This window comes from Micromonospora sp. MW-13, assembly GCF_003434305.1.
GTDB lineage: Bacteria > Actinomycetota > Actinomycetes > Mycobacteriales > Micromonosporaceae > Micromonospora.
In genome coordinates this window covers 20,661-45,025 of the sequence record NZ_QKKX01000033.1, presented here as the reverse complement: position 1 = coordinate 45,025, position 24,365 = coordinate 20,661, and the positions used below count along the sequence as shown (strand labels likewise).

General features: G+C 73.9%; 22 protein-coding genes, 1 pseudogene and 1 riboswitch. Of the genes and pseudogenes, 14 read left to right on the top strand and 9 right to left on the bottom strand.

What is annotated here, in order from left to right:
* Positions 1-21: 21 nt before the first annotated feature.
* Positions 22-1,461, bottom strand: coding sequence for a glycine hydroxymethyltransferase (locus C5N14_RS17620; RefSeq protein ID WP_117669198.1), 1,440 nt, complete (start codon positions 1,459-1,461; stop codon positions 22-24).
* An 18-nt stretch (positions 1,462-1,479) separates the two neighbouring features.
* Positions 1,480-1,569, bottom strand: a riboswitch (ZMP/ZTP riboswitch).
* Between the two features lie 117 nt (positions 1,570-1,686).
* On the opposite strand from C5N14_RS17620, the gene C5N14_RS17615 reads away from it, so the two are divergent.
* Positions 1,687-2,535: a metallophosphoesterase gene (locus C5N14_RS17615; RefSeq protein WP_117669197.1), complete on the top strand. Its 849-nt coding sequence runs from the start codon at positions 1,687-1,689 to the stop codon at positions 2,533-2,535.
* A gap of 48 nt (positions 2,536-2,583) precedes the next feature.
* Here the strand turns inward: C5N14_RS17615 and C5N14_RS17610 are convergent, their stop codons facing one another.
* Positions 2,584-3,351 carry an HAD family hydrolase gene (locus C5N14_RS17610; RefSeq protein WP_117669196.1) on the bottom strand — a complete coding sequence of 256 codons (768 nt, stop codon included), beginning with the start codon at positions 3,349-3,351 and terminating at the stop codon, positions 2,584-2,586.
* Between the two features lie 81 nt (positions 3,352-3,432).
* Entirely contained in the window at positions 3,433-3,918 is a 486-nt protein-coding gene (locus tag C5N14_RS17605) for a GNAT family N-acetyltransferase (protein ID WP_117669195.1), read from the bottom strand.
* 255 nt (positions 3,919-4,173) lie between these two features.
* Between C5N14_RS17605 and C5N14_RS17600 the strand changes: the two genes are divergently transcribed.
* The 3 genes from C5N14_RS17600 to C5N14_RS17595 all read left to right on the top strand — a co-directional run bounded on the left by C5N14_RS17600 (position 4,174) and on the right by C5N14_RS17595 (position 6,977).
* Positions 4,174-5,406 (top strand): helix-turn-helix domain-containing protein, encoded by a 1,233-nt coding sequence (locus tag C5N14_RS17600; RefSeq protein WP_117669194.1) that lies wholly within the window; start codon positions 4,174-4,176, stop codon positions 5,404-5,406.
* 217 nt (positions 5,407-5,623) lie between these two features.
* On the top strand, positions 5,624-5,794 hold the full coding sequence (locus C5N14_RS32240) for a hypothetical protein (protein ID WP_165878145.1): 171 nt from the start codon (positions 5,624-5,626) through the stop codon (positions 5,792-5,794).
* A 46-nt stretch (positions 5,795-5,840) separates the two neighbouring features.
* Entirely contained in the window at positions 5,841-6,977 is a 1,137-nt protein-coding gene (locus C5N14_RS17595) for a helix-turn-helix domain-containing protein (protein WP_243639736.1), read from the top strand.
* Positions 6,978-7,039: 62 nt separating this feature from the next.
* Here the strand turns inward: C5N14_RS17595 and C5N14_RS17590 are convergent, their stop codons facing one another.
* Positions 7,040-8,530 (bottom strand): S8 family serine peptidase, encoded by a 1,491-nt coding sequence (locus C5N14_RS17590; RefSeq protein WP_117669192.1) that lies wholly within the window; start codon positions 8,528-8,530, stop codon positions 7,040-7,042.
* A gap of 332 nt (positions 8,531-8,862) precedes the next feature.
* Between C5N14_RS17590 and C5N14_RS17585 the strand changes: the two genes are divergently transcribed.
* The 3 genes from C5N14_RS17585 to C5N14_RS17575 all read left to right on the top strand — a co-directional run bounded on the left by C5N14_RS17585 (position 8,863) and on the right by C5N14_RS17575 (position 11,263).
* Positions 8,863-9,189 carry a hypothetical protein gene (locus C5N14_RS17585; RefSeq protein ID WP_117669191.1) on the top strand — a complete coding sequence of 109 codons (327 nt, stop codon included), beginning with the start codon at positions 8,863-8,865 and terminating at the stop codon, positions 9,187-9,189.
* Between the two features lie 204 nt (positions 9,190-9,393).
* Complete coding sequence (locus tag C5N14_RS17580) at positions 9,394-10,215, top strand: SAM-dependent methyltransferase (RefSeq protein WP_117669190.1); 822 nt, start codon at positions 9,394-9,396, stop codon at positions 10,213-10,215.
* Positions 10,216-10,291: 76 nt separating this feature from the next.
* Positions 10,292-11,263, top strand: coding sequence for a DNA polymerase domain-containing protein (locus C5N14_RS17575; RefSeq protein WP_117669189.1), 972 nt, complete (start codon positions 10,292-10,294; stop codon positions 11,261-11,263).
* Between the two features lie 78 nt (positions 11,264-11,341).
* Here the strand turns inward: C5N14_RS17575 and C5N14_RS17570 are convergent, their stop codons facing one another.
* Positions 11,342-11,848, bottom strand: coding sequence for an Lrp/AsnC family transcriptional regulator (locus C5N14_RS17570; protein ID WP_117669188.1), 507 nt, complete (start codon positions 11,846-11,848; stop codon positions 11,342-11,344).
* Between the two features lie 72 nt (positions 11,849-11,920).
* Between C5N14_RS17570 and pdhA the strand changes: the two genes are divergently transcribed.
* The 5 genes from pdhA to C5N14_RS17545 all read left to right on the top strand — a co-directional run bounded on the left by pdhA (position 11,921) and on the right by C5N14_RS17545 (position 19,212).
* Positions 11,921-13,156, top strand: a complete 1,236-nt coding sequence (gene pdhA, locus C5N14_RS17565; protein WP_117669307.1) for a pyruvate dehydrogenase (acetyl-transferring) E1 component subunit alpha — start codon at positions 11,921-11,923, stop codon at positions 13,154-13,156.
* Positions 13,156-14,172, top strand: coding sequence for an alpha-ketoacid dehydrogenase subunit beta (locus C5N14_RS17560; protein ID WP_117669187.1), 1,017 nt, complete (start codon positions 13,156-13,158; stop codon positions 14,170-14,172). Before pdhA ends, C5N14_RS17560 begins: the two co-directional genes overlap by 1 nt.
* Positions 14,169-15,581: a dihydrolipoamide acetyltransferase family protein gene (locus C5N14_RS17555; RefSeq protein WP_117669186.1), complete on the top strand. Its 1,413-nt coding sequence runs from the start codon at positions 14,169-14,171 to the stop codon at positions 15,579-15,581. Before C5N14_RS17560 ends, C5N14_RS17555 begins: the two co-directional genes overlap by 4 nt.
* Positions 15,582-16,039: 458 nt before the next feature.
* Positions 16,040-17,722 (top strand): right-handed parallel beta-helix repeat-containing protein, encoded by a 1,683-nt coding sequence (locus tag C5N14_RS17550; RefSeq protein WP_117669185.1) that lies wholly within the window; start codon positions 16,040-16,042, stop codon positions 17,720-17,722.
* 227 nt (positions 17,723-17,949) lie between these two features.
* Positions 17,950-19,212: an Ig-like domain-containing protein gene (locus C5N14_RS17545; protein WP_117669184.1), complete on the top strand. Its 1,263-nt coding sequence runs from the start codon at positions 17,950-17,952 to the stop codon at positions 19,210-19,212.
* 232 nt (positions 19,213-19,444) lie between these two features.
* Here C5N14_RS17545 and C5N14_RS17540 read toward each other — a convergent pair whose 3' ends face one another.
* The gene (locus C5N14_RS17540; protein ID WP_117669306.1) at positions 19,445-20,464 is read right to left on the bottom strand and encodes an SMP-30/gluconolactonase/LRE family protein; all 1,020 of its coding nucleotides are present in this window, start codon (positions 20,462-20,464) and stop codon (positions 19,445-19,447) included.
* Between the two features lie 270 nt (positions 20,465-20,734).
* On the opposite strand from C5N14_RS17540, the pseudogene C5N14_RS34215 reads away from it, so the two are divergent.
* Positions 20,735-21,094 (top strand): annotated as a pseudogene (locus C5N14_RS34215) (STAS domain-containing protein); the annotation flags it as partial.
* A gap of 462 nt (positions 21,095-21,556) precedes the next feature.
* Here the strand turns inward: C5N14_RS34215 and C5N14_RS17530 are convergent.
* From C5N14_RS17530 to C5N14_RS17520, 3 genes are all read right to left on the bottom strand, one after another.
* The gene (locus C5N14_RS17530; protein ID WP_117669182.1) at positions 21,557-21,925 is read right to left on the bottom strand and encodes an FKBP-type peptidyl-prolyl cis-trans isomerase; all 369 of its coding nucleotides are present in this window, start codon (positions 21,923-21,925) and stop codon (positions 21,557-21,559) included.
* A 156-nt stretch (positions 21,926-22,081) separates the two neighbouring features.
* Complete coding sequence (locus C5N14_RS17525) at positions 22,082-22,657, bottom strand: DoxX family membrane protein (RefSeq protein ID WP_243639709.1); 576 nt, start codon at positions 22,655-22,657, stop codon at positions 22,082-22,084.
* Between the two features lie 156 nt (positions 22,658-22,813).
* Positions 22,814-23,539, bottom strand: a complete 726-nt coding sequence (locus tag C5N14_RS17520; protein WP_117669181.1) for a helical backbone metal receptor — start codon at positions 23,537-23,539, stop codon at positions 22,814-22,816.
* 145 nt (positions 23,540-23,684) lie between these two features.
* Between C5N14_RS17520 and C5N14_RS17515 the strand changes: the two genes are divergently transcribed.
* Positions 23,685-24,323, top strand: coding sequence for a nitroreductase family protein (locus C5N14_RS17515; RefSeq protein ID WP_117669180.1), 639 nt, complete (start codon positions 23,685-23,687; stop codon positions 24,321-24,323).
* Positions 24,324-24,365 lie beyond the last annotated feature (42 nt).

The window sequence follows — 24,365 nt, the reverse complement described above, 5'->3', positions numbered from 1 at the left end:
ATCACCAACCAGTCGGGTGGGTCAGGCCAGGGTGATCGAGGGGTAGAGGGGGAAGGCCGACAGGAGGTCGGTGGCCTGGCGGCTGACCTTGTCGGCCAGCGCCGGGTCGAGGACGTACTTGGCCTTCGAGGGGGTGCCGTCGGTGTTCGAGCCGGGGGTGGTCCGGCCGAGCACGGTGTGGATCAGCTCGGCGGTGGCGTCCATCTCGGCGACGCCCAGGCCCCGGGTGGTCAGCGCCGGGGTGCCGATCCGGATGCCCGAGGTGTACCAGGCGCCGTTCGGGTCCTGCGGGACGGAGTTCCGGTTGGTGACGATGCCCGAGTCGAGCAGCGCCTGCTCGGCCTGCCGGCCGGTCAGCCCGTACCCGGCGACGTCGATCAGCACCAGGTGGTTGTCGGTGCCGCCGGTGACCAGCTTCGCGCCCCGGCGCAGCAGCCCCTCGGCGAGGGCCTGGGCGTTGTCGACGACCCGCTGGGCATAGCCGGCGAAGTCGGGGCGGCGGGCCTCGGCCAGCGCGACGGCCTTGGCGGCCATCACGTGCGGCAGCGGGCCGCCGAGCACCATCGGGCAGCCCCGGTCCACCTGGTCGGCCAGCTCCGGGCCGCAGAGCACCATGCCGCCGCGCGGGCCGCGCAGCGACTTGTGGGTGGTGGTGGTGACGATGTGCGCGTGCGGCACCGGGTCGAAGTCCCCGGTGAAGACCTTGCCCGCCACCAGGCCGGCGAAGTGCGCCATGTCGACCATGAACGTCGCGCCGACCGAGTCGGCGATTTCCCGCATGATCCGGAAGTTCACCTTGCGCGGGTACGCGGAGTAACCGGCGACCAGGATCATCGGCTTGAACTCGCGGGCCGCCTCGGCGACCTTGTCGTAGTCGACCAGCCCGGTCACCGGGTCGGTGCCGTAGCTGCGCTGGTCGAACATCTTGCCGGAGATGTTCGGCCGGAAGCCGTGGGTGAGGTGCCCGCCCGCGTCCAGGGACATGCCGAGCATCCGCTGGTTGCCCAGCTCCCGGCGCAGCGTGAACCAGTCCTGCTCGGTCAGGTCGTTGACCTGCCGTACCTGGGCCTTCTTCAGCGCCGGCGCCTCGACCCGGTCGGCCAGCACCGCCCAGAACGCCACCAGGTTGGCGTCGATGCCGGAGTGCGGCTGCACGTACGCGTGCGCGGCGCCGAACAGCTCCTTGGCGTGCTCGGCGGCGAGCGCCTCGACCGTGTCGACGTTCTGGCAGCCGGCGTAGAACCGGCGGCCGACGGTGCCCTCGGCGTACTTGTCGCTGAACCAGTTGCCCATCGCCAGCAGCGTGGCGGGGGAGGCGTAGTTCTCGCTGGCGATCAGCTTGAGCGACTCGCGCTGGTCGGCCAGCTCCGCCCCGATCGCGTCGGCGACCCGGGGCTCGACGGCGCGGATCACCTCAAGGGCGCTGCGGAAGGCGGTGGACTCGGCATTCGGCGACGGCATGAGACCTCCTGGTGACGTGCGGAAGGCCCAGGCGCTCGGCAGACGTCCTCATGACGGGACCGCTTCCCGATGGTTGTCCATCCCCACGCGCCAGTCACGGCCCGTGCTGATCGTACCCGGTCCGCCCCCGCCGCCCCGGTCGACCTCCGTGACCCCTGCGCCGAGCACCCGCCCTCGTCGTCGCCGCGCCTGCCGGGGCGGGGTGGCCTCCCGTAGGATCGACGGGTGGGGGAGGACGACGGCGCGCTGCTCGCCATCAGTGACCTGCACGTGGGGTACGCGGAGAATCGCGCCATCGTCGAGGGCCTGCGGCCCGGCTCGCCGGCCGACTGGCTGCTGGTCGCGGGCGACGTGGGCGACAGCGTGGCCGACGTCGAATGGGCCCTCGGCGTGCTCGCCCGCCGCTTCGCCAGGGTGGTCTGGGTGCCCGGCAACCACGAGCTGTGGACGCCCCCGGCCGACCCGGTCACCCTGCGCGGTGAGGCCCGCTACCGGCACCTCGTCCGGGTCTGCCGCGACCTGGGCGTGCTCACCCCGGAGGACCCGTACCCGGTGTGGCGGGGCCCCGGCGGGCCGGCGCTGGTCGCGCCGCTGTTCCTGCTGTACGACTACGGCTGGCGGCCCGAGGGGCTGGACACCCGCGAGGAGGCGCTCGCCGAGGCGTACGCCACCGGGATCGTCTGCACCGACGAGTTCCTGCTGCACCCCGACCCGTACCCGAGCCGGCAGGCGTGGTGCGCGGCCCGGGTCGCCGAGACCGCCCGGCGGCTCGACGCCCGCGACCCGGCGTTGCCGACGGTGCTGGTCAGCCACTGGCCGCTGGTGCGCGAGCCGACCCGGGTCCTGCGCTATCCGATCTTCGCCCAGTGGTGCGGCACCGACGCCACCGCCGACTGGCACCTGCGCTACGACGCCGTCGCGGCCGTCTACGGCCACCTGCACATCCCCCGTACCACCTGGCACGACGGGGTGCGCTTCGAGGAGGTGTCGGTGGGCTACCCCCGGGAGTGGCGCCCCCGCGCCACCCCACCCGGCCAGCTCCGCCAGATCCTCCCCCCGCCCCCGCCCGGCTGACCTCCTCGGCCGGCTGGTCCGGCAACGACATGAGCTACGGAAACGCCGTCACCCGGCCGGGGCGACCGCCCCGGCGTCCCGCAGCAGCGCGAGCAGACCGTGACCGTCGTCGACCACGGCGTCCGGGGCGAACCCCGGTAGCGGGGGCTCCCGGTCGGTGCGCGGCGAGCGCATCAGCACCGCCACGCCCGCCCCGGCTCGACGGGCGCACACGATGTCCCGGTGCACGCTGTCGCCGACGAACCAACAGTCGCCGACCGGCACGGCGACGGCCCGCGCGGCGAGGCGGGCCAGCTCCGGGTTCGGCTTGCGCGGCCCGGCCTCGTCGCTGTAGAACTGCGCCGCGAACCGCCCGTCGAGGCCGACCCCGCGTAGGAAGTCCCGGTGCGCGGCGCCACAGAGGGTGTTGCTGACGATCGCCATCGGCAGGCCGGCGCGCGCGGCAGCGGCCAGCACCTCGGGGATGCCGGGACGAACGGCCCACTCCGGGCGCCACGTCCACAGGTACGCCAGCGGGGTGGCCTCCCGCTCGACGGCCTCCCGCGCCGGGGCCGGCCAGTCGGGGGTCAGGAACTCGGCCCACACCCGCGCGTGGGGCAACTCCATCGACCGTTCGCGGTTGCCCACGTCGTCCCGCCACCGCGCGTACGCCCTGGACGCGGCGCTCAGGTCCCGGGTGACCTCCTCCGCCGACCGTGCGCCCCCGGCCAGCTCGACCAGCCGCCGGACCAGTTCGGGTGGGATCGTGAAGCCGAGCGGGGCGTCCGCGAGGACGCCGCCGAAGTCGAGCAGGAGTGCGCGCGGCATCGGAAGCATCTCCGCATCCTGTCGCACCGACGCGAGGACGTGAAGGGCGAACCGGCCCCGGGCGGGCGACGCGGGCGCGTCGGCCCCGCGTCAGGCCCCCAGCTCCCGGACGTGCCGAAGCCCGGGCCGCCCGTCGAGCAGCACCGTGCCGGCCGGGACGAAACCGGTGCGCCGCAGCACCCCGAGCGAACCGGCGTTGTCCAGCGCGGCCGACGCGACCAGCCGGCGCAGCCCGTACCCGGCACGGGCCAGCTCGACCACGCGGCGCACGCCGTCCGTCGCCACGCCCCGCCCGGCCGCCCGCTCGGCCACCCGGAAGCCCAGCTCCGCGCCGCCGTCGGCGACGTCGACCAGGTTGAACCGGCCCAGCACGACCCCGTCGCCGTCGAGCAGGACGTGGATGTGGTGCAGCCCGGCGGCCTGCTCCGCGAGCAGCTCCGCGTGCCGCGCGGCGAAGCCGGCGAAGTAGTCGTCGCCCCGGTCTGGCACGGACCGGGCGAAGTACGCCCGGTTCTCCCGCTCGAAGCGGAGCAGCGCGGCGGCGTGGTGGATGTCGAGCCGCTGGAGACCGGTCACCCGCGCGACCCTAGCAACCGTCGGGCACGTGTCGCCGTCGAGATGGCAACCCTCATCTGGAAGCGGGGAGTCGATCGTCGGCGAGGCGGCTGAGGTTGTCGGGAATCGCCGTCACACGACCCTCATCCACTTACTTCTTGAACGTGTGGCGTTACTCTCCGGCATTCAGCGAGGTGTACCGTCCGAAGTGGCGGCTCCGCTTGTTGTAGCGGCCGACGAAACTGCCGCCCAGACCGCTACCTGGGAGGGATTCACATGGAGCCGACCATCGGTGAGCACCTGGCCCGCATTCGTCGCCAGTCGACCCTGACGCAGGAGCAGCTTGCGGAGGCGGCGGGTGTCGATGTCGGGGTCATCAGGAAGCTCGAACAGGGCACGCGGCAGAGTGCCCGTATTCCCACTCTCCGGAAGCTCGCGCATGCGCTTGGCGTACCAACCACCGCTCTCATGGGTGACGCGTCCCGGGCGGCGGCACGTGGTGAGCCCGACAGCCGTCCACTCTCGCTGGCGGAAATCCGTCGCGCGGTCGCGCCGGTGCGCGGGCTTGCTGGTGCCGAGCTGGTGAAGCCGATGGTTGCCGAGCCGCCCACGCTTGATGCGCTTGAGAGCAGGCTGCGAGTCTGCGACCGGGTATACCACGCCAACGACTTCGCTTCGGCGCTGGCGATGCTGCCCTCTCTGCTGCTTGACGCTCGGCTTGCGGCAGCGGCGGCGGACGGCGTCACCCGGACGAGCCTGTACCGGCTGCTCGCCCGTGTTCAACACCTCACCGGCAACCTGTTGATCCAACTCCGTGCCGGAGACCTGGCGCAGACCGCGCTCGCGGGCGCACTCGACGCCGCCCACAAGGCCGGTGACCAGGTGGTAGGGGCGACTGTCATCCAGGGCATGTGCTGGTTGCTGCTGCGTCAGGGTCGCCTGGCTGAGGCTGCCGAGTTGACCGTTTCGACCGCCGATGCGATCGAGCCGAAGTTCAGTCGGGCGACCCCGGGGGAGTTGGCCGCGTGGGGATGGCTGCTGATGGGCGCTGCTGCCGCTTACGCCCGGGACAACCAGCCCGATCTGGCGTCTGATCTGACCGAGGCCGCAGCGGCGGCGGCGGTCAGGATCGGTGAGCGGAACCCGGAGCCGGGGCACCTGATGATGGTCAAGGGCTTCGATCCTGGACGGGTGCAGATGCAGCGGGTCGAGGCGGCGGCGGTGGCCGGCAACCCGGGCCGGGTGCTGGAACTGTCAGCGCTCGTGCCCCCAGGGCCGATGGTGGTGGCGTCGAGTTGGCAGCGGCACCGCCTGGACGTGGCCTGGGCGTACGCGGAGATGCGCCAGTACGGGCAGGCGACCGACGTACTACTCGATCTGCGGAAGAACGCCCCGGCATGGTTACGGCAGCAGCGGTACGCACGGGACATCGTGCGGTCCATCGCCGAGCAGCGCCGTCGAGCAATGTCGCAGGAATTGGCGGATCTTGCATCGCTTGTCGGCGTGTAGCTAGTACAAGCCGTGTCAGTTGGATCAGTCACTACTGTCTGTAGCCCTGTCCGCACCTGGCCCACCGATCGCCTGATCGTGAGCATTGGACTACTGGGCGCGATCAGTGGGAAGTTACAGCGGCAGCGGGTTGGTCGCCGTCGTGCCCATTGTCCGGGCGCGGCGGTGACGGTCCTTCCACGAGCTTGCCGCCGCGCCCCTACCAACGGAGGTGGGGATGCAGGTGCGCGGTGACGATCCGGTGCCGAGCCGGAGTGAGCAGGCCGAGGCCGCCGAGCGGGAGGCGGCGAAGCGGCGGCTGTTGGAGCAGGCCGAGGCGGACCGGGTGCCGGTGGACGACACCACCAGGGCGGTGCCGGACCGGCGGTGGCGTCGTGACCAGCGATGACCTGCCGATAGGTCGGCGGGTCGCGCGGTGGCGGGCCCGGCGCGGAATGACCCAGCAGATGCTCGCCGACCGGCTGGGCAAGTCGAAGAGTTGGGTGGACAAGGTCGAGCGGGGCGTCCGCACGCTCGACCGGTTCTCCGTCGTCCAGGATGTCGCCGAGGTCCTCCGGGTGGACACGTCGGTCCTGGTCGACGGGGGTGCCCGGCCGGCAGGGGCGGCCGGTGCCGTCGAGGGGCTGGACGGGCTTCGGGCGGCGCTGGCCCGCTACGACACCTGCCGGACCGGCCCCGGAACACGGCCGCCGAGGGGTGAGCTGCGCCGCCGGGTGGAGCACGCCTGGTTGACGTACCAGCACGCGGGCTATCCACAGTTGGTGCGGGCGCTTCCGGGCCTGCTCGGCGACGCCCAGCGCGCCCGCGCTGCCGCCCCGGCCGACGACGGGGCGGATCTGCTGGTGCAGGCGTACCGGCTCACCGCGTCGGTGCTGGTGAAGCTCGGAGAGGCCGACGTGGCGTGGCTGGCCGCCGACCGGGCGATGGCGGTGGCGGGCGATGACCCGCTGCTGGCGGCGGTCGCCGCCATCCCGCTCGGGCAGGCGTTGCGCGCGTCGGGGCGGGGCGGGTTGGCGATGACGGCGACACTTGCCGCCGCACACCGGTTCGCGTCCCCGGTGCCGTCCGACGCCCCGCCGCAGGAACTCGCCCTGTGCGGGACGCTGCTGGTGGAGGCCGCCCTTGCCGCCGCCTCCTGCGGCGACGCGCGGAGCGTGGGGGAGTTGGCCGACCGGGCGGCCGAGATCGCCGAGCGGGTCGGCGACGGCCACGACCACCACCGGACCAGCTTCGGGCCCACGTCGGTCGAGTTGGCCCGGGTGGCGGCGGCGGTCGCCCTGGGCGACGGCGGCGAGGCGGTCACCCGGCACGAGCGGGTCACCGGCCGGAGCACCTGGGGGCGGCTGCCGGTCGAGCACCGGGCCGCGCACCTGGTGGACGCCGCGCGGGCGTACCTGCACGTCGGTGACCTGCTGCGGGCCGGCCGGGCCCTGGTCGACGCCGACCGGACCGCGCCGGCCGAGGTCCGGTGCCGGCCGGTGGCGCGTACGGTGATCGCCGACGTGGCGCGCGGCGGCCCGGCGCCGGCCGGGGTGGCGTACCTGGCGACGGTGGTCGGCCTGACCCGGTGACCGTACGGGTGGGGCCCGGCGCGTGCGCGCCGGGCCCCACCACTGGTCGTGCGGTCAGGCGGTCACTTCACCACGTTGTACGCGTTGACCATGCCCGAACCGTAGAACGCGTTGTAGGACTTCCCGCCGGAGCAGGTCGCGTCGTACGCGTGCGGGCCGGCCGCCATCAGCGGCACCGGGTTGTACACCGCACCCGCCGGACACGCCTGTGCCACCGCCGTGAGCTGGAGGAACAACGTCAGCTGCACCGGCCCCATCCTCGGGTGGGCCGACAGCGCCAGGGCGGCGACGCCGGTCGCGTGCGGGGAGGACATCGAGGTGCCCTGCTTGTAACCCCAACCGTTGGTCTTGGTCGCCGTGTTGAAGGTGGTGGACAGGATGGCGTCGGCGATGGTCGACTGGGCGCCCTGGGTGCGGAACCGGGTGTCGCCGCCCGGGGCCGTCACCTCGACGACGCCCCTGCCGTACGACGAGTAGTAGCTCTTCTGCCCGGTCGGGCCGACCGCCGACACCGTCACCACGCCCGGCACCTCGGCCGGCAGGACGCGGCACTCGTTGCCCAGGTCCGGGCGAGTCTCGGGCGTCCCGTTGTTCGGGCTGCCGTCGTCGGTGACCTTGCCCGCGAGGTTGTAGTTCGAGTTACCCGCGGACGACACGTTCAGCACGCCCTTGCTCTGCGAGTAGCGGATGGCCCGGTGGATCGCGGTCCACGCCGGACGCTGACGCGGGTCGTTGCGGCAGTTCAGCTCCCACGGGTCGACGAAGTAGCTGTTGTTGGTGAGCTGCATGCCGTGCTCGGCGGCCCAGATGAACCCGCAGACCGCGGCCTCCGGGTAGATGAAGCCGTCGTTGTTCACCACCTTGACGGCGGCGACCTTGACGCCCGGGGCGACACCGGTGACGCCGACACCGTTGACGGCGGCGGCGATGGTGCCGGCCACGTGGGTGCCGTGGTCGGAGGAGGTCGGGTTCCAGGCCGCCTCGGTGGTGTCGGCGACACCGCCGACGCAGGACGCGCTCTTGTCCTTGGCGATCTGGCCGGCCAGGTCGGGGTGGCTGCTGGAGATGCCGCTGTCCAGCACGCCGACGACGACGTTCGGTCGGCCGTTGTTGACCGCGTGGGCCTGCGGGACGCCGATCATCGGCATGTCCCACTGCTGGCCGTACATCGGCTCGGCGGTCGGGTCGCCCGTGGCGTTGACGACCTCGGCCGCCGGCACCTCCACGGTCTCGCCCTCTTCGAGGGCGGTGCCGAGCCCGGCGGTGGAGGCCGCCGCCTCGACGCCGGCGCCCTTCACGTCCGTGGCGAAGTTCGGGTTGGCGGATCGGGCGACGAGCACGCCGATCTGGTCGTAGCGGACCACCACGGTGCCGTTGGCGGCGGCCACCCGGGCGGCAGCCCGGTCGGCCTTGCTTCCCTGCGGGGCGATGACCAGGTAGGTGGTGTCCGGGCCGGCGGCCACCGCCGGGGCCGATCCGCCGGTGAGGGCGAGACCGACGCCGAGCGTCATGGTGGACGCGGCGGCCAGGGTCTTGCGACGGAGGTTCTTCACACAGACTCCCAGGGGGCTGTTCCAGCCGGCTCCGCGCCACTGGTGGAGGCGCGTCCCGGCGGGGGGCGGACGGGGCGCCCGCTTTCCGAAGCACCAGCGTAGGAATTTCGTCGCGGCGTGACAAACCTCCGTCCGGCCAGACAAAGACTGTCAGGCGGGCCGGTCCCCGCCGGCGGGGACCGTAGCCGGCGCTCCCGGGCCAGGGTGGACAGGACAGGGGCAGCGCGAGGGGCGCCGGACCGGCAGAATGTCACCGGCGTCGCCGGCGGGCCCGGCGGCGCGGGGTGACGATGCGAGGCCGGCGACCGGCCGTCCGGAGGGGGCAGCGAGCGATGACGGTGGTCAGGGGCCTGCGGGAGGCACTCGTGCTGTTCGTCATCGCGCTCGTGGCGGTCAGCGCGGTGGCGGGCGTGTGGACGGCGGTCAGCGGGGGCGCCTTCGTCTTCCGGTTCGGCATCGCGCTCATCGTGGTCGGCACCCTGCTCGGGCTGACCGGCGACCTGACCCTGAGCCGGATCGGCATGCTGCCGGCCCGGGCGACGTTCGGGCTCGCCCCGGAGCGCGAGGACGCGGGCGGCGGCCGGGTGCTCACCGGGGTCGGCATCTTCCTGTTCGTCTCGCTGCCGCTGATGGCCGTCGGCGTGCTGCTGCTGTCCTGACCGTCCACACCTGCCTGCCTGCCTGACCGTCCGGATCCCCCCGGCCGACCGCTGGGAAGCCCTGCCTGTTCACCGTCCTGTTCGGACCTGCGGTCGGGTGGTGCGTGGCCGCCACGCGGGTGGTCAGGGGCGTCCGGCCGCGGCGCGGCGCGGCGACGGGCTCGGCTACGCTGACCGGACATCAGCGACAGCCGAGGAGTTTTCGTGTCAGAGACCGGCGACGTCGGGGTCCGCGACGGGGAACGGGCCGAGCGCATCGACACGTCGGTGGCGCACAACGCCCGGGTGTGGAACTACTGGCTCGGCGGCAAGGACAACTTCGAGCCGGACCGCCGGGTCGGCGAGCACGTCCGCACCATGTTCCCGGTCATCCAGGAGGTCGCCCGGGCGGATCGGCGCTTCCTCGCCCGCGCGGTGCGGCACCTGGCGGGCGAGGCGGGCGTGCGGCAGTTCCTCGACATCGGCACCGGCCTGCCGAGCGCCGACAACACCCACCAGGTCGCGCAGGCCGTCGCGCCGGACTCCCGGATCGTCTACGTCGACAACGACCCGATGGTGCTGGTGCACGCCCGGGCCCTGCTGACCAGCTCCGCCGAGGGGGCCACCGACTACCTGGAGGCCGACGTCCACGACCCGGCGTCGGTCCTGGCCGGCGCCGCCCGGACGCTGGACCTCGACCGGCCGGTGGCGGTGATGATGCTGGGCATCCTCAACTTCGTGCTCGACACCGAGGAGGCCGTGGCGATAGTCCACCGGCTGATGGACGTGATGCCGCGGGGTAGCTTCCTGGCGCTCACCCACCCCACCGTCGAGCTGGGCGGCGAGGCGAACGTGCCGGCCATGAAGTTCTGGAACGAGAACGCCGCCCCGCCGATCCGGTCCCGCACCGCAGCGGAGATCGCCCGGTTCCTCGACGGCCTGGAGCTGCTCGACCCGGGCCTGGTGTCCTGCGCGCGATGGCGGCCGGCCGACGGGGAGGAGCCGGTCACCGTCCCGCAGTACGGCTGCGTGGCCCGCAAGCCCTGATCGTGGGCCGACCCGCCGGGGTCGGGTGGCACCGACCCGCCCTCGCGTGTCGGTGCCACGTCGTACGGTGTCAGGCATGGCGGCGGCGGCGCAGGAAATCCGGGTCGGGGAGCGGGTCGTGCGCGTCTCCAGCCCCGACAAGCCGTATTTTCCGGAGCGCGGCCTGACCAAGCTGGACGTGGTGCGTTACTTCCTCGCCGTGGGCGACGGGATCCTGCGCGCGCTGCGCGACCGCCCGACCATGCTGGAACGCTGGCCGAAGGGCGTCTTCGAGGGCGCGCGGATCGGCACCCGGCAGGACAACCGGGGTGACGCGTTCTACCAGAAGCGGCTGCCGGCCGGCGCGCCCGACTGGGTCCGCACCGCGCACCTCACCTTCCCCAGCGGGCGGACGGCCGACGAGGTCGCGCCGAGCGAGCTGGCCGTGGTGGTCTGGGCGGCCAACCTGGGCACCCTTCGGTTCCACCCGTGGCCGGTCACCGCCGCCGACGTGGAGCGCCCCGACCAGCTCCGCATCGACCTCGACCCGATGCCCGGGGTCGGTTTCGACCAGGTGGTGCCGGTCGCCCACGAGGTCCGGGCCTTCCTCGCCGAGCTGGGCCTGACCGGGTACCCGAAGACCACCGGCGGGCGCGGCCTGCACGTCTACCTGTCGATCGAGCCGCGGTGGAGCTTCGCCGACTGCCGCCGGGCGGTGCTGGCGCTCGGCCGCGAGATGCAGCGCCGGCTGCCGGAACTGGTCACCACCACCTGGTGGCGCGACCAGCGGGACCGACCGGTCTTCGTCGACTACAACCAGATGTCCCGGGACCACACCATGGCCTCGGCGTACTCGATCCGGCCCACCCCGCAGGCCCTGGTCTCCGCGCCGCTGGACTGGTCGGAGCTGGACGACGCCCGCCCGGAGGACTTCGACGTGGTCGGTGTGCCGGCCCGGTTCGCCGAGCGCGGCGACCCGCACGCCGGGCTGGACGGGCAACGGTTCTCCCTGGAGCCGCTGCTGGAGCTGGCCGACCGGGAGGGCCTGGAGGCCCCGCCGGAACGCTGAGCCACCGCCCGGCCGGGCCGGCCGCCCAGCGAGCCACCGCCGGGGCGGGCTCTGCGTGGCGGAACCGGTGGGCGCGGCTCACTCCCAGGGGCTCTGCGCGCCGTCGAACTCCTCGAAGACCAGCCAGGTCCGGGTCGACAGCACCCCGGAGATGCTCTGCACCCGGCCCAGCACCACGTCCCGCAGGGTGGCGTTGTCCGGTGCCCGGACCAGCGCGAGGACGTCGTGCTCGCCGCCGAGCAGGGCCGCGTGCTCGATGTAGCGCACCCGGGCCAGCTCCGCCGACACCTCCCGCCAGGTGTTCTGCTGGATGGTCAGCGCGATGTACGCCGAGGTGCCCAGCCCGGCTGGCTCCGGCGCGACCCGGGCCCGGAACCCGGTGATCACGCCGTCGCGCAGCAGCCGCTCCACCCGCGCGTACGCGTTGGTGCGGGAGACGTGCACCCGCTCGGCGAGGGTGCGGATGGAGATCCGGCCGTCGCGGACCAGCTCGTCGAGGATGCGCCGGTCGACCTCGTCCAACGGCCCGGCCGAACGTCCCGCCCCGCGCGCCCCGCCCAGCTCCGGATTTGTCTCCTGGCTCACTTCCCGCCCTTCCCGGTGCCGTTCGTCCCACGTTCATCATGGATCTTGAGTCAATCATCCAACAGCAGGAGCATAGGGCCACCACACGTCCAGGAGGTCCCCGCCGTGACGACCACACCCCAGGCGGTCCGCAGGGCATCCCCGCGCACCCGCCCGCCGGCCAAGAAGAAGCCCACCAAGGCCCCCGCCGGCGAACAGGCGACGACCGACCCGGCCGCCGCCCTGCTGCCGCAGCCCGAGCCGGTGCGGCTGCTCGACCCCGACGGCACCCCGCTGCCGGCCCGCGCCGACTACCCCGAGCCGCCCGTCGAGGCGCTGCGCGAGCTGTACCGCCGGATGGTGGTCGGCCGCCGGTTCGACACCCAGGCCACCGCCCTGACCAAGCAGGGCCGGCTCGCCGTCTACCCGTCCGCGCGGGGCCAGGAGGCCTGCCAGGTCGGCGCCGTGCTCGCCGTCCGCGACACCGACTGGGTCTTCCCCACCTACCGCGAGTCGATGGCGCTGGTCTCCCGGGGCATCGACCCCGTCGAGGTGCTCACCCTGCTGCGCGGCGACTGGCACTGCGGGTACGACCCCGCGCAGCGGCACACCGCCCCGCAGTGCACCCCCCTCGCGACCCAGTGCGTGCACGCCGCCGGGCTCGCCTACGGGGAGGCCCACCAGGGGCGGGACACCGTCGCGCTGGCCTTCGTCGGCGACGGCGCCACCAGCGAGGGCGACTTCCACGAGGGCGTCAACTTCGCCGCCGTGTTCAAGGCCCCCGTCGTGTTCTTCGTGCAGAACAACAAGTACGCCATCAGCGTCCCGCTGTCCCGGCAGACCGCCGCGCCGTCGCTGGCGTACAAGGGGGTCGGGTACGGCGTGCCCAGCGAGCAGGTCGACGGCAACGACCCGGTGGCCGTGCTCGCCGTGCTGACCCGCGCGGTCGAGCACGCCCGCTCCGGCCAGGGGCCGTTCCTGGTCGAGGCGCACACCTACCGGATGGAGCCGCACACCAACGCCGACGACGCCACCCGCTACCGCGACGCCGCCGAGGTCGACACCTGGCGCGACCGCGACCCGGTCGCCCGGCTGGAGGCGTACCTGCGTACCCGGGGGGCGCTCGACGACGCCGCCGTCGCCGCGATCGCCGACGAGGCCGAGGCGTACGCCGCCGACCTGCGCGCGCGGATGAACGCCCAGCCGGCGGTCGACCCGCTCAGCCTCTTCGACCACGTCTACGCCGAGCCGACCCCGCAGCTCGTCGAGCAGCGCGAGCTGGTCCGCACCGAGCTGGCCGCCGCCGCCGAGCCCGAGGACGGGCGCTGATGGCCGCCACCACCATGGCGAAGGCGCTCAACGCGGCGCTCGCCGACGCGCTGGCCTCCGACGACCGGGTGCTCGTCTTCGGCGAGGACGTCGGCAAGCTCGGCGGCGTCTTCCGGATCACCGACGGGCTCCAGGCCCGGTTCGGCGACAAGCGCTGCTTCGACACCCCGCTCGCCGAGGCCGGCATCGTCGGCTTCGCCGTCGGCCTGGCGATGTCCGGGATGCGGCCGGTGGTGGAGATGCAGTTCGACGCGTTCGCGTACCCGGCGTTCGAGCAGATCGCCTCGCACGTGGCCAAGCTGCGCAATCGCACCCGGGGCGCGCTCAGCGTTCCCATGGTCATCCGGGTGCCGTACGCGGGCGGTATCGGCGGGGTCGAGCACCACTGCGACTCGTCCGAGGCGTACTACGCGCACACCCCGGGCCTGAAGGTGGTCACCCCGGCGACCGTCGACGACGCGTACTCGCTGCTGCGCGAGGCGATCGCCGACCCCGACCCGGTGGTCTTCATGGAGCCGAAGAAGCTCTACTTCTCCAGCGCGGAGGCCGAGCTGCCCACCCGCACCGAGCCGTTCGGCCGGGCCGTCGTGCGCCGCCCCGGCCGCGACGCCACCCTGGTGGCGTACGGGCCGGCGGTGCCGGTCGCCCTGGAGGCCGCCGAGGCCGCCCGCGAGGAGGGCTGGGACCTGGAGGTGGTGGACGTGCGCACCATCGTCCCGCTCGACGACGCCACCATCACCGCCTCGGTGCGCCGGACCGGCCGGTGCGTGGTGATCCAGGAGGCGCAGGGCTTCGCCGGCGTCGGCGCCGAGATCGCCGCCCGGGTGCAGGAACGCTGCTTCCACGCCCTGCACGCCCCGGTGCTACGGGTCAGCGGGCTGGACATCCCGTACCCGGCGCCGATGCTGGAACACACCCACCTGCCCGGGGTGGACCGGGTGCTCGACACGGTGGCCCGGCTCCAGTGGGACGACCAGCCCGACCCGCGCTGGCTGGCCCAGGGCAGCGCGGCATGACCACCGTCGACCGTACTCAGGTCTTCCTCCTGCCGGACCTGGGCGAGGGACTGGCCGAGGCGGAGATCGTCGAGTGGCGGGTCGCCGTGGGCGACACCGTGACCGTGGACCAGACCGTCGTCGAGGTGGAGACCGCCAAGGCGGTCGTGGACGTGCCCTGCCCGTACGCCGGTCGGGTCGTGGCCCTGCACGGCGCGGCCGGCGAGACGCGCCCGGTCGGCCAGCCACTGATCACCATCGCGCCGCCCGACGGCGACGGCGGCGAGCCGGCCGGGCACGCCACCTACCGGGAGGAGGAGCGCGCCGGCTCCGGCAACGTCCTCATCGGGTACGGCACGGGGCACGGCGGGACGGGCCGGCGGCGACGCCGCCCCCGCCTCGCGGTCGCCCCGGAACCGTCGGCGGCCACCCCCGCCGAGGCCCCGGCGCCCGCCCCGGACCCCGTAGCCGTCGCCCCGGCGTCGCCCCCCGTGCGGGCCCACCCGGCCGTGGCTCCCGCGCTCGCCCCGGCGGCGGGCATCGGGCCGCGGCCGGCGCTGGTCATCTCGCCGATCGTCCGGAGGCTGGCCCGCGAGCACGGTATCGACCCGGCCTCCCTGCGCGGCACCGGCCCCGGCGGGGTGGTCCGCCGGGCCGACGTCGAGGCGGCGCTCGCCGCCCCGGCCCCCCGGCTCGCCCCGGTGCCGGACCGGCCCGAGCCCCCCCGGCCGGCCGACGAGGACCTGGTCATCCCGCTCACCGGCATCCGCAGGGCGATCGCCGACAAGCTCTCCCGCAGCCGGCGGGAGATCCCCGAGGTGACCATCTGGGTCGACGCGGACGCCACCGCGCTGGTCGAGACCCGGCGGGCGATCAACGCCGCGACGCCGGACCAGCCGGTGAGCATCCTGGCCCTGCTGGCCCGGATCTGCCTCACCGGCCTGCGCCGGTTCCCACAGCTCAACGCGCAGGTGGACACCGAGGGGCAGCGGATCGTCCAGTCCCGCGGGGTGCACCTGGGCATCGCCGCGCAGACCGACCGGGGCCTGCTCGTCCCGGTCCTGCGCGACGCCCAGCGGCTCACCACCAGGGAGCTGTCCGTGGCCCTCGCCGAGACCACCGCGGCGGCCCGGGCCGGCGCCCTGCCCCCGGCCCGCCTCACCGGCGGCACCTTCACCCTCAACAACTACGGGGTGTTCGGCGTCGACGGCTCCACCCCGATCATCAACCATCCCGAGGCGGCGCTGCTCGGCGTGGGGCGGATCGTGGACAAGCCGTGGGTGGTCGACGGGCAGCTCGCGGTGCGGAAGGTGACCCAGCTCAGCCTCACCTTCGACCACCGGGTCTGCGACGGCGGGGTGGCCGGCGGATTCCTGCGGCACGTCGCCGACTGCGTCGAGCAGCCCGCCCTGCTGGTGGCGAACGTCTGACCGCGCCGACCCCGCCCGAACCGGACGGGGTCCGCGTCCGCGCCCATCGGGTGCGTCTCCGGCCGCCCTGGCGGCCGGGACGCACCCGATGCCGTCGGTCACCGCATTCGGCGCGCCCGTCGCGAACTGCCTCGCCCGGTTCGAGGACGTCCTTTCCGGCGAAAACGGGTGTCGAGCCCCCGTCGGCGCATTGCCCCGACAATTCCGCCAATCTGTCCCGGCGCGGAAGATCGTGCTCGATCGGGGCAAGAATGGCCGCTCGGACGCACTGAGGGAACTGTTTCCCGAATCGAGCACGATTCGACCGGGGCGCCAAGGCGGCAGCAGCGCCATTCCGTTTTCCGGAGCAGTGGCCGGGAAATCGGCGCTGCCGATGGCCGTCCCCGGTCGTCCGTGGCGGTCCGCGTGCGAGCCGCGCCGTCCACCGCCCGCCGTTCGCCGTCCGAGAGGAGAGTGGAGTGCCGTTCCAGGGACTGCCCGTCGCCGTCCGGGACCGCCGTCCCGCCGTCGCCGGAGCGCCGCTGCACTGTGACGCCACCGAGTACGGGCTGCGCGGTGACGGGGTGACCAACGACCAACCCGCGCTGTCCGCGCTGGTGGACCGCCTCGGTGACGGGTACGCCGCCGACGGGCGGGCCCGGGTGATCTACTGCCCGCCCGGTATCTACTCCATCCGGGACGCGGGCACGGTGTGGCGCAGCGGGGTGTCGCTGATCGGGGCCGGTCCGAGCGCGACCCGCTTCCTGCTGAGCAACGAGGGCAACCGCGCCGAGCCGACGCCGCTGGCCTACTGGACCACGGTCCAGCACGGCGCCGACCGCGACCGGCACATCGCCGACTGCACCTTCGCCGACTTCGAGATCGACGGCTCCGGGGTGGGCATGGCCGAGTACAACTACCTGGCCAAGGGGCTCGGCCTCCAGTACGTGGTGCGCGGGACGTTCCGCAACCTCTACATCCACCACACCGCCGCGACGGGGCTCGGCTGCGACTTCCTCCAGGACAGCCTGATCGAGGGGGTGGTGGTGGTCGGCTGCGGCCGACTGGACAACGGCGAGGAGATGGGCGGCGCCGGGATCGGCGTCGGCATCGGCGGCTGGGGCACCGTGGAGCGGCTCACCATCGCCAACTGCACCACCCTGGGCAACGGCACCAACGGCATCTTCCTGGAGTTGCAGAAGCCCTACTGGCCGACGCCGCGCGGCTACCGGATCATCGGCTGCCACAGCCAGGGCAACCGGTTCGGCATCTCCGACTGGGGCGCCGACGGGCTGGTCGTCTCCGCCTGCACCATGATCGGCAACCTGGAGGCCGGCTACGACGTCTCCGCGCAGGGGACGTCCGGCATCGCCGGGCGGGGCGGCCTGCTGACCGACTGCGTCATCGACGGCAACATCCGCGACGGCATCAGCATGGGCAACACCCCCGGGCCGTACACGATCCGGGGCAACCGGATCAGCGGGAACGGGGCGTACGGGTACCACGAGCACGACCTGGGACACGGCTACCGGGGAACGGCCATGGACGTGGTCATCGACAGCAACGACTTCTGGGGCAACGGCCTGGACGGCATCCGGATCGACCGCCCGATGACCGACGCCGTGCTGCTCAACAACCGGATCCGCAACAACGGCCGGCAGTGCGCCGACGAGTACCGGGGCAGTGGGGAGTCCGTCCGCTACAGCGACCGGTCGCTGGTCGACCGGACGGCGGACTGGCCGCACGACGGGCACCGGGGCAAGGTGCTCCGGGTGGGCCGGCGGGTCGCCGTGGTCGCCGCGAACGACGGCAACGAACTCACCCTCGCCCCGGTCCGCCCCGACGCCCACAGCGCGTGGAGCGGCGACACCCCCCTGCCCGGCACCGCGTACGAGCTGGCGGTGGCGCCGCAGTGCCGAGCCGGGATCACGGTCAACGCGGCGTTCGACTCCGCCACCGTCCGGGGCAACCGGGTCTGGGACAACCACGACAGGCGGACCCAGACCCACGGTCTGTGGATCACCGAGCGGGGCAGTTTCGTCGCCTGCCGGGTGGAGGACAACGACCTGGCCGGCAACGCCGTGGCGGCCACCCGGCTGGACACCCCGCCGGTCGGCGGCCGGTGGGACCGTAACCACGGCGACCAGGACTGGGACCGCTGACCGCGATGGACGGTTCCGGCCGGGTGCAGGCCGGGGCGAAACGGTCGTCCGGGGTGGATCGGCCGAACCGTGACACCGGGCCTTTCCGGGGTGGCTGGAACACTTTCGCCCCGGTTCCGCCGAAACTGCCGACAATTGCTTCACGTAATTCCTGGAAAGCTGCGCCGCGCCTCCCGTTGCGCCGTACAGAATGTGGCCAAGGGGGAAATGGGAATGGGGTGCGGAATATGAACACGAGGCGGCGATTGAAGCTATTGGCGGTGACCGTCGCAGCCACACCGCTGGTCCTGGGCGGGTGCACCGCCGAACGCGGCGGGGAGGCCGGGGGAGGGGCGCCACCACCCGCGGTCGAGCTGACGCCAGCCGACCGGGCCCGGGACGTCCCGGTCAGCGCCGAGGTCGGCACCAGCGTGACGAACGGGAAGGTCAGTGCCGTCCGGCTGACCGACGACAAGGGCCGGCAGGTGGGCGGCGAGCCCCGGGAGGACGGGTCGAGCTGGGTGCCCGGCGAGACCCTGGCGAAGGGGCGGACGTACACCGCCGAGGTGACGGTGACCGGAGACCGGGGCCGGACCGCCACCCGCAAGACCACCTTCACCACGGCGGCGAAGCCGACGAAGCCGGCGATCACCAGCACTCTCTACTTCGCGGGCAACCAGACGTACGGCACGGCGATGCCGGTGACGGTGGCCTTCGAGCCGGGCGTGCCGAAGGAGGCGCGGGCGGAGGTGCAGAAACGGCTGTTCGTCAGGACCGACCCGCCGCAGCCGGGCACCTGGTCGTGGCTGGAGGACGGCAGCCAGGTGTACTACCGGGCGCCCGACTTCTGGCGGCCGGGCACCGCGATCAGCGTCCGGGCGGCGCTGGAGGGGATGCCGATCGGCAAGGCGCTGGTGGGTGACGCCGACCGCAAGGCCACCTCGAAGATCGGGCGGCAGGTCGCGGTGGACATCGACAACGCCACCAAGCAGATGTCGGTGTTCCAGGACGGCAAGCTGGTCCGCCGGATCCCGGTAAGCCTCGGCAAGCCGAGCACGCCCAGCTCCAGCGGCAAGATGGTGATCATGGAGAAGCACGAGCGGACGACGTTCGACACCCGCGGCGAGCCCGACGGCGGGTACGTGGTCGACGTCGACGACGCGCAGCGACTCACCTGGGGCGGCGAGTTCATCCACTCGGCGCCGTGGTCCGAGGGTGACCAGGGCTACACCAACGTCTCCCACGGCTGCGCCAACGTCTCCGCCACGGCGGCCGACTGGCTGATGGGGATCACCCAGGTCGGCGACCTGGTGACCGTCAAGGGCACCGAGGTGCCGCTACAGGCCGGCAACGGCTGGACGGCCTGGAACGTCGACTGGGACGAGTTCGCCAAGGGCAGCGCGCTGCCCGTACCGGCCGGGCTGAAGCCCAGCCCGCACACGGCGCCGCACCCCGGCGCGGTGGCCGGCGGCAGCTCACCCGCGCCGGCCCCCTCCGCCAGCGGCGGCTGACCACGGGAGGAACGACCGCCGGACCGGTCCGCCACCGCACGGTGGCGGACCGGTCGCCGTCCTCACCGGGTACCTGCCGCTCCGGCTGGCTCTGACCCCGGCGTGGACCGCGGGGGACGCGGCGCAGGCCGCAGAGCACGCCCAAGATCATCACGATGTGCGGGATGTTGTGGCATCGGAGCGCCGAAAACCCGCAACACCCCGCACATCGCGGGGCGCCACCGCCCCGGTCCTAGCCGAGCGGCACCCGGGCCACGCCCGAGCCGGTCAGGCTGCCGAGCCAGAGCCGGTCGCCGTGCTGACGTACGCCGGTGATCATCCAGTAGTCGCCGCGCGGACCGTGCAGGGTACGCAGCACCGTGCCCGCGCCGTCGACCAGCGCGACCAGCCCGTAGCGGCGCGGCTGCGGCCGGACCGCGTCGGGCAGCAGCGCCACGAACTGCCGCAGGCGCGGGTGCGGCAGCAGCCGCTCCACGGCGGGCAGCCGAGGGCTGGGCAGGGCGACCCAGTACGTCCCGTCGCCGACCGCGGACAGGTTGTCCGGGTACGCCGGCAGGTCCGCCAGGACGGTGGCCGTCCCGCCGGGCAGGTCGACCCGCAGCAACCGGTGGGTGGTCGTCTCCACCAGGATCAGCGCGGACTCGTCCGGGGTGAGTGCGACCCCGTTGGGGAAGTAGAGCCCGCTCGCCACCACCTCGGTGCGCCCGGTGCCCGGGGCGTACGCCAGCACCCGCCCGTTGGGTCGGTGTTCGAGCAGGTCGTGCTTCCAGTGCGAGAGCGGGAACCGGTCGGAGGAGTCGGTGAAGTAGATCGTGCCGTCCCGGGCGACGGTGGCGTTGTTGGCCAGGTGCACCGGCGGCGCGGTGCCCGTCAGCTCCCGTACCGCTCCGTCCGGGGTGACCCGCAGCAGCCCCCGGTAGGCGTCGCAGACGACGAGGCTGCCGTCGCGCGGGTCGAGTTCGATGCCGAGCGGCCGGCCGCCGGTCTCGGTCAGCAGTTGGGAACGGGTGCCCGCGGGCGCGTCCGCCGGCCACCACCAGAGCCGGCCGTCCTCGTCGCCGCTGACCACCCGGCCGTCCGGGTCGACCACGACGTCCTCGGGGCCGTGCGCGCCCTCGGCCAGCGGCAGCAGCTCCGCGTCGTCGAGCCGCAGGTCGGTGGCCGCCCACGGCCCGGTCAGCGGAGGCGGCACGGTGGCCGGCTCCCGGACGGGCCGGATGGGTCGGGGCGCGCGCGGGCGGGGTACGGCCATCGGGTCATTGTCACCCCCCGCGCCGCCGGCCCGCCCCCCGCCGCAGCGCGTGTCGCGCAGGCCCCCGCCCGCGCCCCCGGCGGTCGCCGGGACCACGCCCGGGTCGGCGCCGGCCGTACCGGGTCGGCCCGGGTCCGCCGGGCGTGCCCGGCGTTGCCGCAGCTCCTGCTCAGGGTGGACCCCGAGCGACTCGGGGTCCGACCCTGGGTGTACCCGGACTCACTCCTCGGCAGGGCGGAATTGTCGGGGGGTGGGGCTAGATTCGTGGGCATGGAGCAGCGCAGCGATCGGTTCCACGTGCAGGTCAGCGTGGGAGACCACGCGGTGGAGATGCGGGCGACCGGCGAGGTCGACATCGCCACCGTCGGTCTGCTGCGCGCCGCGCTGTGGGCCGCCCCGGCCCGGCCGCTGCTGCGGCTCGACCTCTCGGGCGTCCGGCTGCTCTCCGCGGCCGGGGTCCGGGCGCTGGTCGCCGCACACCGACGGGTCCGCGCCCGCGGTGGGGAGCTGGTGCTCGTCGACCCGGCCCCGATGGTCGCCCGGGTGCTGCACGTCACCGGCCTGGACCGCGTCATCCCGGTCCGGTCCGGCACCGCTGCGGCCCCGCCCTCGAGGGCGCCGCGCGTGCTGGCGCCGCTCGTCCCCGCCCCGGCGGGGGATGATTCGTCCATCGTCGAGCGAGTCGCCGCCGCGGCCCTGCCGGGGCCGCGCGCCCGTCGGCGCGGCGCACCCGTGATCCCGTCGGTCGGGCTGGTGCCGCAGGCCCCTCGGCCCGGCGCATCCGGGGTCGCGCCGGTCGGCCCAGTGCGGCCGTTCGCCGCCGCACTGGTGCCGCCGAGTGCCGCCTCGCTGGTGCCGTCGCAGGCCGGTTCCGACCTGCCCGCCGCGCCGCAGCCGCCGGCCGTTGCGGAGTCGACGGTGACCCCACCGGAGCCGGCCGTGCCGGGGTCGTTGGCCCGCGCCCTGGGGTCGCTCGTGCCCGTGGCGGCGGCGTCCTCCGCGCCCATGCTGGCCTGTGTCTGACGACCTGCCCCTGTCTGACGACCTGCCGCCGGGCGGGGCCGCCGGCACCGGCCGACGGCCCCGCCCGGGTCAGCGCACGCCGAGCAGGTCGACGACGAACACCAGGGTCTCGCCCGGCTTGATGAGGCCGCCGGCGCCCTGGTTGCCGTATCCGAGGTGCGGCGGAATCGTGAGCTTGCGCCGGCCGCCGACGCGCATGCCGACCACGCCCCGGTCCCAGCCAGCGATGACCCTCCCGCCGCCCACCGGGAACTCGAACGGCTCGCCGTGGTTCCAGGACGCGTCGAACTCGCGCCCCGTCGAGTGGGCCACCCCCACGTAGTGCACGGTGGCCCGCTGACCGGGCTGGGCTTCCGGGCCCTCGCCGACCGTGAGGTCCTCGATGACGAGATCGGCGGGCGGCGCGCCCTCGATCGGGCCAACCTCGGGCTTGTCCATGGCGTACGCCTCCTGCTCGGTGCGGGCTACTGCGGTCGCCGTCGATCCTGCCGGATCGTGATCTGCCGATGCCCGGCGGTCCCGGGCCTGCCGTGCGCACACGGCGGCGGGCGCCACCGGGGAGGGTGGCGCCCGCTGGGGCCGGTGCTCGCTCGACTACCTCAGCCAGGCGTACTGCTCGACGAGGGGCAGCCGCTTCCAGGTCCGGCCGAGGCCGAGGGTGTCGCCCGCGCCGACCAGGGCGAGGACCACCAGGACCGCGGCGTAGATGAGGTGGTCGTCCATGAAGGGGTTGTTCGCGGGGGGCAGGACGGCCGTCCACATCATCACCAGCAGCAGGCCACCGGCGACGGCGGCGATCCGCATCCCGATGCCGAGCAGCAGGGCCACGCCGATGGCGGCCAAGCCGGCCATGAACAGCCAGTCCGCCCAGGCCGCGCCGGCGATCCCGGTGTAGAACCCCTTGAACGGGCCGGCCGTGCCGAAGGCCAGGAAGCCCTTGGTGGGGCTGCCCCCGTTGATCCAGGCGTCCTTCGCCGCGGTCCCGTGGCCGAGGCCGAACATCTTGTCCAAAAAGGCCCAGAGGAAGGTCCAACCCAGGGCGATCCGGATTCCGGCCAGGACGTACCGGGTGGCCCGCTCTCGGGTGGTCTCGGTCGTCCGGGTGGTCCCGCCCGCCGGAGCGGCGGTGCCGGCGGTGGTCCGTTCGATCGTCGCGGCCATGGTCTCCACGTCCCTTCCTGTGCCTCGCACCGCGCTTCCCGGTGGCAATTCCATTGGACATCGGCACCGGCGTCCCGGTCAGGGCCGATGGGTCCGCTTCCGACCGGGACCTTCGGCCCCGATTCACCCGGGCGGCGGTCACCCCGGCGGCCGGTCCGCGGCGGGTCAGCCGGGGTGGACCACCGACCGGTCGAGCTGCCCGGCCAGCAGCGCGGGCGCCTCGGCCAGTGACGGGCCGTACCAGGTGAGGTGCCGGCCGGAGAGCAGCGCGCAGGGGGTGCCGGGGAACGCCTCCGGGCCGTCGTCGGCCGTGAACCGGTACGGCTCGTCCGGCAGCACCACCAGGTCCGGTTCCCGGCTCCGCAGCTCGGCCAGCTCCGGGCGGGGGTAACGCTCGGGGTGCGCGGCGTAGGCGTTGGCGACCCCGAGGCGGCGCAGCACGTCGCCGGCGAAGGTGTCGGAACCGACCACCACCCACGGCCGGCGCCACACCGGCACGACCGCCCGCCGGGTGGGTGCCGGCTCGGACGCCGCCCAGGCCCGCCGGGCCGCCCGCAACCAGCCCGGATCGTCGGGTACGCCGAGCGCGGCGAGCAGGTCCGCCAGCTCCCGCAGTGCCTCGGGCACCGTACGGGGGTAGGTGACCCGCACCGGCACCCCGGCCGCGCGCAGCGCCTCCGCGTCGGCCTTCCGGTTCTCCTCGACGTTGAGCAGCACGAGGTCCGGCCGCAGCGCGCGCACCCGGTCGAGGTCGGGGTACTTGCTGCCGCCGACCCGGGCCACGTCCAGCCCGGCCGGATGGGTGCAGTAGTCCGTTGCGCCGACCAGCAGCCGTGGCGCGGTCAACGCCACCGCCTCGGTCAGCGACGGCACCAGGGACACCACCCGCACGCCCCGTACCCCCTTCGCCCCGGGCGACCGATTGGGCGCCCCCGCCGATCATGCCCGACGGCGCGGTCCGCTAATTCTCCCGGTAGCCGGTTTCGCCGTCGGGAACCACAATGGATCGGTGCCCAACGACCTTGGAACACCTCCCATGCGTCCGGCGCCCGAGTACGGCGTGCCGCCCGAGGCGGCATTGCCCCGGGTCCGCGACTTCGCGCAGACGATGATCTCCCGACGGACCGTGCGCGAGTTCAGCGACCGGCCGATTCCGGCCGGGGTGCTGGAGCAGGCCCTGCGGGCCGCCGCGTCCGCGCCCAGCGGGGCGAACCGGCAACCCTGGCGGTTCGTGGTGGTCACCGACCCGGCGGTGAAGCGGCGGCTGCGGGTCGCCGCCGAGGCCGAGGAGCAGCTCTTCTACGAGCGGCGCGCGTCGGAGGAGTGGCTGGCCGCGCTCGCCCCGCTCGGCACCGACGCGAGCAAGCCCTTCCTGGAGGTCGCGCCGGCGGTGATCGTCGTGTTCGAGGTGCACCGCGGCCCGGGGACGCCTCGGCCGTACTACGTCAAGGAGTCGGTGGGCATCGCGGTCGGCTTCCTCCTCGCCGCCCTGCACCAGGCGGGCCTGGCCACCCTGACCCACACCCCCAGCCCGATGCGCTTCCTCAACGAGCTGCTCGACCGCCCGCCCGAGGAGCGGGGCAACCTGATCGTCCCCGTCGGCTATCCGGCGCAGCGGGCGACGGTGCCCGCCGTGACGCGCAAACCCCTCTCCGAGGTGGTGGTCTGGCGCTGAGCGGGCGACCCGCCGCCGCGCGGGGATCGCGGGTCGGGCGCC

What these genes read in the sequence shown, in the direction of transcription:
- C5N14_RS17610 (WP_117669196.1), bottom strand. Translation starts at nt 3,351, where the DNA reads ATGCTTCCGATGCCGCGCGCACTCCTGCTCGACTTCGGCGGCGTCCTC.
- C5N14_RS17600 (WP_117669194.1), top strand. Translation starts at nt 4,174, where the DNA reads ATGGAGCCGACCATCGGTGAGCACCTGGCCCGCATTCGTCGCCAGTCG.
- C5N14_RS17585 (WP_117669191.1), top strand. Translation starts at nt 8,863, where the DNA reads ATGACGGTGGTCAGGGGCCTGCGGGAGGCACTCGTGCTGTTCGTCATC.
- C5N14_RS17515 (WP_117669180.1), top strand. Translation starts at nt 23,685, where the DNA reads ATGCGTCCGGCGCCCGAGTACGGCGTGCCGCCCGAGGCGGCATTGCCC.
- C5N14_RS17540 (WP_117669306.1), bottom strand. Translation starts at nt 20,464, where the DNA reads ATGGCCGTACCCCGCCCGCGCGCGCCCCGACCCATCCGGCCCGTCCGG.
- C5N14_RS17595 (WP_243639736.1), top strand. Translation starts at nt 5,841, where the DNA reads ATGACCCAGCAGATGCTCGCCGACCGGCTGGGCAAGTCGAAGAGTTGG.
- C5N14_RS17555 (WP_117669186.1), top strand. Translation starts at nt 14,169, where the DNA reads ATGACCACCGTCGACCGTACTCAGGTCTTCCTCCTGCCGGACCTGGGC.
- C5N14_RS17530 (WP_117669182.1), bottom strand. Translation starts at nt 21,925, where the DNA reads ATGGACAAGCCCGAGGTTGGCCCGATCGAGGGCGCGCCGCCCGCCGAT.
- C5N14_RS17575 (WP_117669189.1), top strand. Translation starts at nt 10,292, where the DNA reads ATGGCGGCGGCGGCGCAGGAAATCCGGGTCGGGGAGCGGGTCGTGCGC.
- C5N14_RS17560 (WP_117669187.1), top strand. Translation starts at nt 13,156, where the DNA reads ATGGCCGCCACCACCATGGCGAAGGCGCTCAACGCGGCGCTCGCCGAC.
- C5N14_RS17545 (WP_117669184.1), top strand. Translation starts at nt 17,950, where the DNA reads ATGAACACGAGGCGGCGATTGAAGCTATTGGCGGTGACCGTCGCAGCC.
- C5N14_RS17620 (WP_117669198.1), bottom strand. Translation starts at nt 1,461, where the DNA reads ATGCCGTCGCCGAATGCCGAGTCCACCGCCTTCCGCAGCGCCCTTGAG.
- C5N14_RS32240 (WP_165878145.1), top strand. Translation starts at nt 5,624, where the DNA reads ATGCAGGTGCGCGGTGACGATCCGGTGCCGAGCCGGAGTGAGCAGGCC.